General features: G+C 35.5%; 11 protein-coding genes and 2 pseudogenes. 8 read left to right on the top strand and 5 right to left on the bottom strand.

Annotation, left to right across the window (positions count from 1 at the left end):
• Window positions 1-2 precede the first annotated feature (2 nt).
• A complete protein-coding gene (locus H1D32_RS19885; RefSeq protein ID WP_396126265.1) occupies window positions 3-854 on the top strand; it encodes a metal ABC transporter permease in 852 nt (283 codons plus the stop codon).
• Between the two features lie 17 nt (window positions 855-871).
• The gene (locus tag H1D32_RS19890) at window positions 872-1792 is read left to right on the top strand and encodes a metal ABC transporter solute-binding protein, Zn/Mn family (protein WP_261179958.1); all 921 of its coding nucleotides are present in this window, start codon (window positions 872-874) and stop codon (window positions 1790-1792) included.
• A 77-nt stretch (window positions 1793-1869) separates the two neighbouring features.
• On the opposite strand, the pseudogene H1D32_RS19895 reads toward H1D32_RS19890, so the two are convergent.
• Window positions 1870-3977, bottom strand: a pseudogene (locus H1D32_RS19895) (RNA degradosome polyphosphate kinase).
• A 241-nt stretch (window positions 3978-4218) separates the two neighbouring features.
• Window positions 4219-5754 (bottom strand): exopolyphosphatase, encoded by a 1536-nt coding sequence (gene ppx, locus H1D32_RS19900; protein WP_261179959.1) that lies wholly within the window; start codon window positions 5752-5754, stop codon window positions 4219-4221.
• Between the two features lie 281 nt (window positions 5755-6035).
• Here ppx and H1D32_RS19905 point away from each other — a divergent pair, with 281 nt between their 5' ends.
• Genes H1D32_RS19905 through H1D32_RS19915 form a run of 3 tightly spaced genes read left to right on the top strand, consistent with a single transcriptional unit; the run spans window position 6036 to window position 8107 of the window.
• Complete coding sequence (locus H1D32_RS19905; RefSeq protein WP_314733462.1) at window positions 6036-6824, top strand: metal ABC transporter ATP-binding protein; 789 nt, start codon at window positions 6036-6038, stop codon at window positions 6822-6824.
• A gap of 1 nt (window position 6825) precedes the next feature.
• Window positions 6826-7806: a metal ABC transporter permease gene (locus tag H1D32_RS19910; protein WP_314733463.1), complete on the top strand. Its 981-nt coding sequence runs from the start codon at window positions 6826-6828 to the stop codon at window positions 7804-7806.
• A complete protein-coding gene (locus H1D32_RS19915; RefSeq protein ID WP_261179960.1) occupies window positions 7694-8107 on the top strand; it encodes a Fur family transcriptional regulator in 414 nt (137 codons plus the stop codon). Before H1D32_RS19910 ends, H1D32_RS19915 begins: the two co-directional genes overlap by 113 nt.
• A 195-nt stretch (window positions 8108-8302) precedes the next feature.
• Here the strand turns inward: H1D32_RS19915 and H1D32_RS19920 are convergent, their stop codons facing one another.
• On the bottom strand, window positions 8303-8875 hold the full coding sequence (locus H1D32_RS19920) for a hypothetical protein (RefSeq protein ID WP_261179961.1): 573 nt from the start codon (window positions 8873-8875) through the stop codon (window positions 8303-8305).
• Between the two features lie 383 nt (window positions 8876-9258).
• On the opposite strand from H1D32_RS19920, the gene H1D32_RS19925 reads away from it, so the two are divergent.
• On the top strand, window positions 9259-9573 hold the full coding sequence (locus tag H1D32_RS19925) for a DUF4190 domain-containing protein (protein ID WP_261180016.1): 315 nt from the start codon (window positions 9259-9261) through the stop codon (window positions 9571-9573).
• 60 nt (window positions 9574-9633) lie between these two features.
• On the opposite strand, the pseudogene ispG reads toward H1D32_RS19925, so the two are convergent.
• Window positions 9634-10726, bottom strand: a pseudogene (ispG, locus tag H1D32_RS19930) (flavodoxin-dependent (E)-4-hydroxy-3-methylbut-2-enyl-diphosphate synthase).
• A 149-nt stretch (window positions 10727-10875) separates the two neighbouring features.
• Window positions 10876-11211: a hypothetical protein gene (locus tag H1D32_RS19935; RefSeq protein WP_261179962.1), complete on the bottom strand. Its 336-nt coding sequence runs from the start codon at window positions 11209-11211 to the stop codon at window positions 10876-10878.
• Window positions 11212-11282: 71 nt separating this feature from the next.
• Here H1D32_RS19935 and H1D32_RS19940 point away from each other — a divergent pair, with 71 nt between their 5' ends.
• Window positions 11283-12521, top strand: a complete 1239-nt coding sequence (locus H1D32_RS19940; RefSeq protein ID WP_261179963.1) for an MFS transporter — start codon at window positions 11283-11285, stop codon at window positions 12519-12521.
• 191 nt (window positions 12522-12712) lie between these two features.
• Complete coding sequence (locus tag H1D32_RS19945; protein ID WP_261179964.1) at window positions 12713-13585, top strand: DUF1002 domain-containing protein; 873 nt, start codon at window positions 12713-12715, stop codon at window positions 13583-13585.
• The last annotated feature ends 51 nt before the right edge of the window (window positions 13586-13636 follow it).

Genomic DNA, 13636 nt, shown 5'->3' on the forward strand with positions numbered 1-13636 from the left:
TAATGAACTTTATTGACCAAGTATCAAGGTATCAATACTTACAGAATGCCTTAATTGCTGCTATTTTAGTAGGGATTATTTGCGGGGTAATTGGCTGTTTTATTATCTTGAGAGGTATGGCATTAATGGGCGATGCCATTTCACATGCAGTATTACCTGGAGTAGTTATTGCTTATATGCTTGGAGCTAGTTTTTTTGTTGGAGCAGTCGTAACTGGAGTATTAACCGCATTAGGAATCGGCTACATCTCTCAAAATAGTAAAATAAAAGATGACTCTGCCATTGGGATAATGTTTACAGCGATGTTTGCTTTTGGTGTTGTTCTTAATTCGTCATTAAAAGGAACAAGTGTTGATCTATGGCATATTCTCTTTGGTAATGTCCTAGCAGTTTCAACAACAGATTTATGGGTTACCTTTGGCATGAGTGTATTCGTTATTTTTATGATCATCTTGTTTTATCGACCATTGCTATTAAGTACCTTTGATCCAACAATGGCCAAAGCAACAGGACTACCAGTGAAATTCATTCACTATATGCTAATGTTACTTTTATCTCTTGTTACAGTGGCCTCATTACAGGCCGTAGGGATTATCCTGGTAGTTGCAATGCTTATTACACCGGGGGCAACAGCCTATCTGCTAACTGATCGTTTGTCTGTTATGCTTGTTTTCTCAGCATTATTTGGTGTTGTTTCTGGTGTCCTCGGACTGTTCTTCTCAGTTATTTTTGATGTAAGTTCAGGTTCAATGATTGTTTTAATAGCATCATTATTGTTTGGCTTAGCATTTTTATTCTCACCTAAACAAGGTGTGATTTGGCGGGCATTTCGATCAAATATACAACAAGGTTGATGGAAGGAGTAGAAAACATGTTAAAACAAAAAATTTATAAGTATTTCCTATTAATTGTAACAGCAATGTTCGTAGTCGTTGGTTGTGGTGGTACCGATGATAATGAAGAAGCTAACCAATCTGTTGAGGGATTATCAATAGTAACGAGTTTCTCAATTTTAGATGATATCATAGGGGAAATTATTGGTGATCGAGGAACAACGAGTTACATTGTTCCTATTGGGGAAGAACCTCATGAGTATGAGCCACTAAACAGTGACTTTCAGAAAGTTAGTAATGCCGATGTATTTATTGTAAATGGGCTAGATTTAGAGGAATGGTTAACGAAAATAGTGGGGCAGGTAACAAACACACCAGTTTTTGAAGCGTCTCAAGGTATAGAACCTATTCCTTTGGTAGGCTCCACTGATGAATATGATCCTCATGCGTGGCTAAGTGTTGTGAATGTAATTCAGTACGTAAATAATATTGTGGGTAAACTATCAGAATTAGATCCGGAAGGTTCTTCACTTTATAAAGAGAATGGCGGACGGTATATCGAAGAGCTTCAGCAATTACACGAGTGGATTGAGACTGAAGTAGCAAATATTCCGATAGAAAACCGTGTCATCGTTGTTAGTGAAAATGCATTTAAATATTTTGGGGCAGAATATGGATTTATTACAGAGGGAATTTGGGATATAAATTCTCATGAAGAGGGAACAACAGGGCAAATTTCTCGAATTATTGATATTGTTAGAGATGGAAATGTTCCTGCTTTATTCATTGAAACAACAGTAGACCCAAGATATATAAATCAAATTGCAACTGAAACAGGTGTAGATGTGGCAGGTACAGTTTTTACCGACGCTATAGGTAAAACAGACGATACTAATTCGTATATAAAAATGATGAAAGCAAATGTAACGACATTTGTTAACGGCTTAAAATCACCCTAAAAACTAATAGCAACTATTTTTTAGAAAAGAGCGATAAAAAAAGCGGAAGGCAGTGCCTTCCGCTTTTTTGTCATTTTCTAGCTATCCTCGAAGTACTTTGCAGCCATTCGATAGAAAATCAATTGGCTTTGGATTTCTATTTCTGAGTTGCCCTTCTTTACATAGTTATAGCTTCCCTGATTGTCTTGTCGTCTTGCTTTTACATTATCCTTTAAGCTTATATCTAAAATCTCCTTAATTCTCTGTTTAATCCGCTCATCTCTAATTGGGAATAGGATTTCAATTCGCTTTTCCATATTTCGGGTCATCCAATCTGCTGAAGAAAGGTAAATGGCTTGCTTTCCTCCATGGTTAAAATAAAATACACGACTATGCTCTAAAAAGCGGTCGACGATACTAATAACCGTGATATTCTCACTCACACCACGAATGCCAGGTCTTAAACAACAAATCCCCCGGATAATTAACTCAATTTTTACACCGGCTTGACTTGCTTCATAAAGTTTCATGATAATTGGCTTATCGGTTAGAGAATTCATTTTCGCTATGATCTTTCCATTCCCAGTTTGATTATGAAAAGCGATTTCCTCATCTATTAAGCATAAGAAAGTCTCTCTAATTTCAAAAGGAGCAGTTGATATATAATTCCATTTTGGTTTTTCGCTAAAACCACTTAAATAGTTAAAAAAGTTAGTTGCATCAACTCCGAAATCTTCGTCACAGGTTAACAACCCCATATCTGTGTAGAGTTTTGCAGTAGTGTCATTGTAGTTTCCTGTACCCAAATGAATAAAGCGCTGAATGTTGTTTTGTAATGTCGAACGACCAGAGTGATTTTACTATGGGTTTTTAATGAAGTGATACCATAGATTACATGAACTCCGGCTTTTTCTAACTTTTTGGCCCATTGGATATTATTTTCTTCATCAAACCTTGCTTTTAGCTCAACAAGTACGGTCACTTGTTTTCCTTTTTCAGCAGCTCTTGCTAATGCACGTATAATTGGTGAGTCACCACTGACCCGATATAAAGTTTGTTTAATTGCCAATACATTAGGATCGTCAGCGGCAGTTGAAATAAAATCAATAATCGGTTGAAAGGACTCATAAGGATGGTGTAGAAAAATATCTTTTTTGAGGATTGCTTCAAATATATCTTCCTCATTGGCCAAATCCTCTGGCTGTTGAGGAACCAATGCTTCATTGATTAAGTAATCATGCTCTGCACCTATGAGCGAATAAAACTTAAACAAAAATGTTAAATCAAGAGGGCCATTAAAAGAATAGACATCGCGTTGTTTTAATTCTAAGACATCTAGCAAGAAGGCTAATACGTTCTCTGACATTTTTCCCTCTTGCATTTCTAGTCGAACTGCTGCTCCCCATTTTCTTTTTTTTAATTCTTTTTCAATTTCTCTTAATAAATCTCGAGCGCCTTCTTCATGTATCGTTAAATCAGCATTTCTTGTAATCCGGAAAGGAGAAACTGATATAACAGAATATCCGTTAAAAAGTTTATAAATGAAATGACTAATCACATCTTCTAGGAGGATGAATTGACTTTTTCCATTTGAAGAGGGGACTGCAATAAAGCGTGTCAAAACTCCTGGAACCTGAACGATTGCCAACTTTTCTTTCTTTTGATTTGCTTTTCCTAATAAAACAGCTAAATTTAAGCTTTTATTTAGTAGCATTGGAAAAGGACGGTAAGCATCAATAGCCATCGGTGTCAGAACAGGTAAAATATAGGATACGAAACGTTCTTTTAGGTACTGAAGTTGCTCGTTATTACATTGTTCAATAGCCAAAAATTGAAACCCCTCATGATATAGCATCGGAACAAGAGTTTCTGTAAATAGTCGGTCTTGTAATGCAACAATTCGATGATTTAAGGTAGATATTTTTTCAAGCTGGTCCCTTGGGGTTAGTCCTGCTTTATTCTCAGGCTTATTAAATCCAGCTTTCACTTGATCCTTTAAGCCTGCAACTCTAACCATAAAAAACTCATCAAGATTAGAGCTGAAAATAGCCATAAATTTTAATCGTTCTAATAAGGGGTTTCGCTCATCAATAGCCTCTTCTAAAACTCGTTCATTAAATCTGAGCCAGCTTAACTCTCTGTTATTGTAAAAATGGGGGTTATTTAAATCAATATTATTTCTAATTAATTTTGAATTTTCAAGCATGAAATCCACCTTTCCAGACATAGAAAATTCTAGCACAATGGCTATTCATAAATTTGGTTTGGCTTTAATTAAAAGCACTTTTCGTATATAGACACTAATTTAATAAATTACTCCCTATATATGCGTTTCCATCCATCGCATGTTAGAAAAGATGCCCCTGAGAACTAGATATAACTTGTCTTTACTACAGCTATTTTAAAGGTAACAATTTTTAAGAAAAACAGTCTTAATAAATGATATGTTAAGTTTCACTACAAAAGATCAGACCGATCCTCCTTTTTAAAATTCTTTCAAGGTGCTTTTTATACTTTTGTGCTTGATTTTCTTCAAAATAGGGATTTTCTAGATAGTTTAATTCTATGTGAATGTTATCAGCGCTTTGCGTGGTTAGTTTTATTGTAGAAAAAACCTTCCGTTTTGTTAAGTTTAAGCTGTATGAAAATTTCAAAAGTGCACCTAAGAATTCAATTTTTTCACACTCAGCCTTTGTAAACCACTCTTTAAAAGGCAGAAGGTAGGATTGCAGACTACTCCTAGATTTAAAGGAAGCAATCAGGGCAATCTTTAAGCGGTCTGAGTGTGAAATTCCGTCAATGGATAAATTCGTTAATAGGTAAAAAGTATGTTGACTACTAGCTTCATGGCTAATAAACTCACCTATATAAAGTGCTCGACAACCTAAATGTAAAAGGCGCAGATCTTCTTTAGTAAGATCATGAGCAAATAATCCTTTTAATTCACAAAATAAGTTTCTTGCCAGACTAGATAAATAAGTAACATGATTCAAGCTAATATCATAATTGCGAGAAAGGAGGTTAAAGCTTTCTTCCGCTACATTTTGAAAGCGATCAATATGTAATTGTTTAAATAGTTCCTCGTAAAAAAGACCATCCCTAAGTCCTTTATTGCTAATGATGAATGTTTTCGCATTCGCTACTTCCATTAGAGCTGTAATTGCTTCAGCAGCAGGAATGATAATATCAGCACGGTCCTTTGACAATCCATCAATTGATTGACGTTGCTTTTGAGGTAATGTGATCAAGTTTTCTGTAATTTCCTTAAGATTGGAATACTTCATCATATACTGATGTAAGCCAGAAAGCGGGTAGTTTATGTTCCTTTGCTGAATAAGTGCGAGATTTCTTGCACTTCCCCCAATACCTATGAGAGGTAAGTCTTTTTGATTAACCCATGATAATGTTTGAAAATGTTTTATTAGGAATTTTCTTAACTGAGTTAACTCTTCACTCGTGGGGATTTCATTTTTGATAAACTTATTCGCTAACGTAATGGCGCCAAAAGGAAAGCTATGATAATAAAGCAATTGTCTATTATTGAACAGTGTTACTTCAGTACTTCCACCACCTATATCAATGGTAATCCCATCTTTTAAGTTTGTTGAGTTGGTAACTGCCAAATAACCATAGAAAGCTTCTTCGTATTCTGTTAAAATGCGAATGGAAAAATCTGTTTCTTCCGTAATTTTCGTTAAGATTGCTTCTTGGTTTTTCACTTGGCGTATAGCTGCGGTAGCAACGCACTTAATTTTTATGAGTTCATATGTACGGGTAATATCTTGAAACCTTTTTAATGAAGCAAGCAGTACGTTCATACCTTGATCTGTCAGATTTCCATCACCATTTATGTGGCTACTTAACCTAGCAACGACCTTTAAATTTTGTACCTCTTTATGATAACCGCCTTCATCTAGTTGAAAAATAACAAGGCGAATGGAATTTGAGCCTATATCGATAAGAGCTAAATTTTCTTTGTGCATTAAAGTTGTAACCTCCTACTATTATGTGGAAAGAAAAAAGCATTTTTTTCATTATACAACACTATAATGGAAAGGGAGTTTCGTTTACAAAACAAATTTAGTCATGTATACTACAATGGGTAAAACGGAATCGTTCTTAAATAAAAAGGTTTTTTCTTGGAGAGAAAATTGGAGTATTTGTAATCTATAAAAATAGTGTAAAGATGTTATAAGAAAAGCTTGAAATTTACTCTGTAATAGTGGGTTTTTCTTATAGTAGCTTTCATTGGAGGATTTTTTTTATGCAAAAAGATATTGAGGTAATTGAAAATATTATTGACATTCGGTCCTTATCTTTTCAATATGGATCAAAACTTGTGTTAGATAATATTAATTTACAGGTCAAAAAAGGTACATTTCTTGGAGTAGTTGGACCAAATGGATCAGGAAAGTCTACGCTTATTAAATGTATATTAGGTTTATTACAGCCAACTAAAGGACAAATAAACCTTTTCGAACATCCAATTAATAAATTTCATCATTGGGAAAAGATTGGGTTCGTTTCACAAAAAGCAAATAGTTTTAATACTGGTTTTCCAGCAACAGTATTTGAAGTTGTCTCAATGGGGTTGTTTGCAAAGGTTGGACTTTTCCGTTTTTTAACGAAAAAACATAAAGAAAAGGTAAGAGAAGCCATAGATTTAGTTGGTATGACAGAATATTCAAAGCAAAATATTGGAGAACTTTCAGGTGGACAGCAGCAAAGAGTGTTTATTGCAAGAGCCTTAGTTAGTGATCCCGAATTATTAATATTAGACGAGCCAACTGTCGGAGTTGATATTCAGTCTGCTACCAATTTTTATTCAATGTTAAGTGAACTAAATAAAACCGGAATAACCCTACTTTTGGTTACGCATGATGTCGCGGCAATGACAGAATACGTTAATGCTGTAGCTTGCTTAAATAAGCAATTACATTTCCATGGAAATACGAGAGAATTTCAAGAAAACCATGGGCTTTCAGCTTTTCACGGGCAGGATGTACATTTGCTTGTTCATAACCATAATAGTAACACTGTTGGAGGGAAGTAGAATGGAGTTTATCTCAGTTTTTCTCCAGTATGAATTCTTAAGAAATGCCTTTTTAACTGGAATTATGGTTGGATTTTTAGCACCTATTTTAGGTGTGTTTCTTGTAGTTAGGCGTTTATCTTTAATTGCCGATGCGCTGTCGCATATTACTTTAGCAGGAATTGCTGGTAGTTTATTATTAGGAAAACACGTATTGTTATTTGCTGGGCTTAACCCTCTTTATTTAGGAATTGTTTTTTCGGTTGGGGGAGCACTGCTCATTGAAAAATTAAGGACAGTTTACAAGTCATATCAAGAACTTTCAATTCCAATAATCCTTTCAGGTGGGATCGGATTAGGGGTTGTATTTATATCACTAGCAGAAGGGTTCAATACAGATCTCTTTAACTATTTATTTGGAAGTGTAATTGCTGTAACTCGATCAGATTTGTGGACAATTTCAGCAATAACATTAATTGTTACCATATTATTAATTATCTTTTATAAAGAATTGTTCTTCTTATCTTTTGACGAAGAACAAGCGATCGTTTCTGGTGTGAATAAAAAACTCGTTCATTTAATTTTTATTATCATGGTCGCGCTTGTCATAGCCTCTTCAATGCGTATTGTAGGGATTCTTCTTGTTTCTTCATTAATGACCTTACCAGTTGCTGCAAGTATGCGGATTGCCAAAGGGTTTAAACAAATGTTCATTTATTCGATCTTGTTTGGTGAGCTATCAGTCATCATAGGTTTAATTAGCGCTTATCATCTAGATTTGGCACCAGGTGGAACCATTGTTGTAACAGCTGTGATGATATTGATCATAACAATTGTCTTAAAAAGAAACCTTAACAAGATGTATGACAACTCAGGGGAGGCGTTTAATAATGGATGTAACACAAGCATTACATCTTTTAAAAGAAAAAGGGTACAAGCATACGGGGAAAAGAGAGCAAATGTTGCAACTTTTCTCCGATCAAAAACGATATATCGCAGCTAAGGATGTATTGGAAGCTATGCAAAATGATTATCCAGGTTTGAGTTTTGATACTATTTATCGTAATTTATCTACCTTTGTTGATTTAGGAATATTGGAAATGACAGAACTAGATGGTGAAAAGAAATTTAGATTTAGTTGTTCTGTAAAGGAGCACCATCACCACATTATTTGTTTGACGTGTGGAAAGACAAAACATGTGCACTTATGTCCTATGGATCAACTTACCGCTACACCGGAGTTTACAATTGTCGGCCATAAATTCGAAGTCTATGGTTATTGCAAAAACTGTATTAGTAATTAAAAAATTCCTCCTAAATTTAGGAGGAATTTTTTTTGTTGCTTTTCTAAGTAAATTTTTACTTTATTGATATCTTAGTTGGTTTCTAGCGCAAGCCCCAGCCCCTTGGGGTCAAATAACCTTCCGCCCCAAAGTGAAAAGCCACTTTGGGGCGGAAGGTTATTTGCTTGTCGGACTAAGCAGGGAGGCTTGGCTTTTCTAAGTATTCATCCAATTATTGACCCAAACTGCAGCCTCATTCCAATCCTTGACCCTAACTACTTGATTTGGAATCGGATCCTGATTGTAGGGGGTGTCCATTAGAATAACTGGGATGTTGCATTCTTCAGCAATGTCACAGGCATTGTCATGCTTATCTTCAAAGAAAATTTCGATGTTGTGATTTTTAACAGCATTTAATTTATCATGTTTTCCCAAGAGTTCGATGTGATGGTAGGGAATACTATGTTTTTCAAACCAGCGTTGAGTAATTTCAAGAAGATGGTTCCCACGTGCGCTTATATAAGTGAAGTGGTGTTGATCCTGCCACTTTTTATAAACTTCAAGAAATGATGCAGCGACTTTTGCATTTTCGTAGATAATTGGTTCGTGTTTACTCATCCAAACCCAAAATTCATCTTTTGTCACATTTAGTAGAGGGGACAGTTCATACTCAGTAATATCTGCTAATGTAATATTTTTGTTAAAATGTTTGTTTAAATATGGAATAAACGTCTCAGGACAAGTCACAGTTCCATCAATATCTAATCCAAAACGAATTTGCTTTTTCATATTAGACCCACCATTCATATTTCATTTCACAAATTAAGAAAGCAAAAATGCAAGCAGTAACCTTAGTGCACAATGGAACTAAGGTATACGCTAATATAATAATACCATAAAATAGATCATTCCTTAATTTGAAATCATTAACATCTATAACTGAGAAAAGTAGTGTAATACTAAAAATGCTCCTGAAAAAAGAAAGTGAGGGATGACAATGACTGATATGAATAACCAATAACAATAGGTTTAATGGTGTAAATAATACGACAAACACCAATCAGTTCAACGGGGGAAATAACAATAACACCAATCAAGATAATCGATCTCTTCGTTTAGAAAATACAGAGAGAGACGAAAATCCAAATGGTGTAACATCCGCTGACTATCCTATTGGCGATCATCGAGAAGAAACAGCAGCCGAGTTTGCACCGCAACGTGGTTTTGTTGGAGAACGTCCGTTTGCAGAGGACAGAGAGGTTGATGCTGACATGGACGGTGAAGTTAACGAAGGTAGAGGCGTAGGAGCTTTTGCTATCGTATTGTCAATAATTTCATTGTTCTTCTTACCTGTGATTTTAGGAGCAGCAGGTATAATTGTTGGCTTTATCGCTCGTCGAAATGGCGCAACGGGACTAGGAAACTGGGCAATTGGTATCGGTGCAGTTTCGCTTATCTTAACGTTGTTTTTCTCACCATTTTTCTAATAGCAAAGATGGATTTAAAAAAAGGGTTAACTTAACATTCGTTAAGTTAACCCTCTTTTCTTATTTCTGGAGATTCTTTTGAATTTTTTCAGCTGCAATGATATCAATTTCCTTCTTAAGCTCTTCGACCATTACGGCTTCTGGAACTTTACGAACGATTTCTCCATGTCTAAATAATAAGCCTTCTCCTCTAGCACCAGCAATCCCTATATCAGCTTCTTTTGCTTCACCAGGGCCGTTCACTGCACAACCCAATACAGCTACTTTAATTGGTGCTTTAATCTTTGAGATATATTCTTCAATTTCATTTGCGATACTAATTAAATCGATCTCGATGCGACCACAAGTTGGACATGAGATTAAAGTTGCAGCATTTGCAGCGAGACCAAATGATTTAAGTAGTTCTCGAGCAACTTTACTTCTTCAACAGGATCAGCACTAAGGGAAATTCGAACTGTATTTCCAATGCCTTTATGAAGAAGGACTCCAAGTCCGGCAGCACTCTTAATCGTACCAGCAAATAAGGTTCCGGATTCTGTAATTCCTAAATGTAACGGGTAATCGAATGCCTGGGCTGCTTTTTCATATGCTTCTATCGCTAAATCAACATCCGATGCTTTCATGGAAACAATGATGTCATAGAAATCCAAGTCCTCAAGGATTTAATATGGTGCAGAGCACTTTCGACCATGCCATCGGCTGTAGGATATCCGTATTTATCAATAATTCGTTTTTCTAAGCTTCCAGCATTCACTCCAATACGAATCGGGATTCCTTTTTCCTTGGCTAATTTAACCACCGCTTCGACTTTTTCGCGCTTGCCAATGTTTCCAGGGTTAATACGAATTTTGTCTGCTCCACCTTCAATTGCTTTTAAGGCTAAGCGATAATCAAAATGAATATCAACTACAAGCGGGATATTTATTCTTTTCTTTATTTCACTAATAGCTTCTGCAGCTCGCATATCAGGACAAGCAACACGTACAACTTGGCATCCTGCCTCTTCTAAGCGTAAGATTTCGGCGACAGTTGCCTCTACGTCATGAGTTTTTGTTGTCGTCATACTTTGAATGATGACCTCATTATTTCCGCCAATTGTCAGCGGACCTACCTTTACAGGTCTTGTTTTCGTTCTATGAATGATTTGGGTCATTGGTTAGAATTCGCCCCTTCTTGTAAATAAGAATTAAAGAAAATTTGAAATATTCATTAGGTTAGAAGCAATTATGCTTTACCTAAAAACAATTCAAAATTAGTTTCATTTTATCAATGAAGTGGAATGTTTGGCAAGAAAGAAACAAATCATTTTCGGTAAACCGGAAAGAGATAAGCTTTGCCGATTTGGATTTTATTAGCGGTAGTACCTGGGTTAAGTGTTTCAAAATCAACAATAATTTGTTGGATTGAAGCATTAACAGGTTCATTATGAAGTTCCTCTACAATCGACAGTACCGTATATCCAGGCTCAACAACTATCGATTCAGCGGGTATTTCACCCGTTACACTATTTTGAGTAGGTTCAATCTCTTGTGCATGAGCCGTGGCTACTTGTTTCGTGGGTAATGTACCAATATTAAGGTCATAATAAATACTATATATTGAAATTAATAAGAGTATGGGTATTACTATTTTTTTCATGGAAACCCTCCTAATTTATCTTTAACCGTGGACAAGCTGTTAATTTAAGCTATGCTTGTCCAATTTCTAATATGACTAAAAAACTGGGGATGTTTATGAAAAATAAATCTTTTCTAATGTTAATCATCGGACTTTTACCATTGGTCATGGTCCTAGGGAATTCCATGCTAATTCCGATATTGCCAGTTATGGAAGAAGAATTAAATATCTCTGCTGTCGAGGTAGGGTTCCTTTTATCGGTGTTTTCAATTGTCGCAGCTATTGTGATACCGGTTGTGGGCTTTTTATCGGATCGTTATGGCAGGAAAAAAATTGTCCTTATTTCTCTTATATTTGTCATGATCGGCTCAATCATTACAATTGTTGCGGGAAAGGGAGTTTCTGATCCCTTTCGTTGGATTGTGATTGGCAGGGTACTTCAAGGGATTGGTGCAGGAGGAACAGCTCCTTTAGCCATGGCCTTGGTTGGCGATCTTTTTTCTGGTCAAGAACGTAGCAAAAACTTAGGTGCTTTAGAAGTCTTTAATGGGATTGGTAAGGTATTTAGTCCTTTTATCGGGGCTCTGGCTGCTCTAATTTTTTGGTATAGTGCATTTTATGTGTATTTTATTATCTCGTTACTTGCATTCATAGGTATATATTTCTCAGTAAATTCTGTTGTTCAAGAAAAATACAATGAGTCGTTATCGAGCTATGGGAGGATGTTAGTGAGTGTGCTAAAAAAAGAAGGAAATTGGATTTTTCCACTATCCTTTTTAGCTTCCGCTGGTTTGTTTATTTTATTTGGTCTTTTAGTATATCTCTCTTTTGAAATTGAACGGATTTTTGCAGTCGATGGCATCTTTAAGGGAAGCGTTTTTACAATTCCTTTAGGAGCTTTAACTGCAGTTTCTTATTGGACAGGTAAGCAAATTGGTGAAGATCATAGCTATATGAAGAAGCTATTATTAATAGGCTCAGCTATCGTTTTAGGGGCTCTGGTATTTTTGGTATTTAGTCCAACGTTTTCTAGTCTTATCTTTGGAGTAACAATGATTGGTATGGGGGTAGGATTTACTTTGCCATGTATTAATACGCTAATAACTTCTTCAGTAGGTGGAAAAGAGAGGGGACTAATTGTTTCTTTATATGGAATGATTCGTTTTTTAGGTGTAGCCTTTGGACCAATTTTTTTTGCTGTTTGGATGGTTGAGGTAGTAGATATGTTTGTAAAAGCAGCTTTTTTATTTTTATTTATGAGCATTTGGGTTATAACAGCATTAAAAATGAATATAAATTTATTTGCGAGAAAAGAAATAAAAAGGGGATAGTGGTGAAATTCTTTTTTGGGGTCTTAAGCATTGACCGACATTTTCAAAATAGTCATATGAAAGCGGAATAATTTGCACTTTTTTGGGTGGATGCTTTAAAATAGGTCAAAAGTCACTTTTTATTTGTCCTTAAAAAGTGTTCTATTACTTTAAGTACCACAATAGCTACATATGGAGGGAGCAATATACTAATGAAAAAAGTAACCTTATTAATTTTAATAGGACTATTTTGTATTTTTACACCTACCGCAGTGTTTGGTGATGCTGTAGTAGGAGAAGTAATTGTTACATTGGGAGAAAATCTAACTGATGAACAAAAGACCCAGCTACTTCGTGAAATGAATGTATCTGATGATGTTGAGATTATTACCGTAACAAACCAAGAAGAGCACCAATATTTAGGAAACTATATTAGTAAACAGAAAATTGGAACTCGCTCAATTTCCTCAACTAGAATTACTATGTTAGAAAGTGGCGCTGGTATTAATGTTGAAACAAACAATATTGATTGGGTTTCCGAGGGAATGTATGCGAATGCTTTAGTTACGGCAGGAATTACAGATGCAGATATATATGTAACCGCTCCTTTTAAAGTTTCAGGGACTGGAGCTTTGACTGGAATTATTAAAGCATACGAAATAACAACTGACATTGAAATTCCTGAAGAACAAAAGCAAGTGGCTAATGAAGAAATGGTTAAGACTGCCGAGTTGGGGGACCGTTTTGGATTAGATCAAGCAACAGAACTTATGACTAGAATTAAAGAAGAAATTGCTAAAAATCCAGTGACTACTGACGCTGAATTAAGAGATTTAATTTTACGTGTTGCACAAGAGCTTGGAATTACCCTAACGGATGAAGAACTCAATGGATTAACTTCATTATTTAAGCGAATGAAGGATCTAAATATTGATTGGAATCAAGTTCAAAATCAAATTGGCAAAATTCGTGACAACCTAGGCGATTTTTTAGGTAGAGAAGATACCCAAACGTTTATTGCGAGATTTCTAGATGTTTTGAATGAGCTAATAAATGTCATAAAAGGTTGGTTTACAAAAGGATAATCTAAATAATGGCTATCTTCATTAGAAGGTGGCCCTTTTGGTTAGTCTAAT

Source organism: Anaerobacillus sp. CMMVII, assembly GCF_025377685.1.
GTDB lineage: Bacteria > Bacillota > Bacilli > Bacillales > Anaerobacillaceae > Anaerobacillus.

Coding starts and splice junctions, on each gene's coding strand:
- H1D32_RS19885 (WP_396126265.1), top strand. CDS start 3: ATGAACTTTATTGACCAAGTATCAAGGTATCAATACTTACAGAATGCC.
- H1D32_RS19890 (WP_261179958.1), top strand. CDS start 872: ATGTTAAAACAAAAAATTTATAAGTATTTCCTATTAATTGTAACAGCA.
- ppx (WP_261179959.1), bottom strand. CDS start 5,754: ATGCACAAAGAAAATTTAGCTCTTATCGATATAGGCTCAAATTCCATT.
- H1D32_RS19905 (WP_314733462.1), top strand. CDS start 6,036: ATGCAAAAAGATATTGAGGTAATTGAAAATATTATTGACATTCGGTCC.
- H1D32_RS19910 (WP_314733463.1), top strand. CDS start 6,826: ATGGAGTTTATCTCAGTTTTTCTCCAGTATGAATTCTTAAGAAATGCC.
- H1D32_RS19915 (WP_261179960.1), top strand. CDS start 7,694: ATGGATGTAACACAAGCATTACATCTTTTAAAAGAAAAAGGGTACAAG.
- H1D32_RS19920 (WP_261179961.1), bottom strand. CDS start 8,875: ATGAAAAAGCAAATTCGTTTTGGATTAGATATTGATGGAACTGTGACT.
- H1D32_RS19935 (WP_261179962.1), bottom strand. CDS start 11,211: ATGAAAAAAATAGTAATACCCATACTCTTATTAATTTCAATATATAGT.
- H1D32_RS19940 (WP_261179963.1), top strand. CDS start 11,283: ATGACTAAAAAACTGGGGATGTTTATGAAAAATAAATCTTTTCTAATG.
- H1D32_RS19945 (WP_261179964.1), top strand. CDS start 12,713: ATGAAAAAAGTAACCTTATTAATTTTAATAGGACTATTTTGTATTTTT.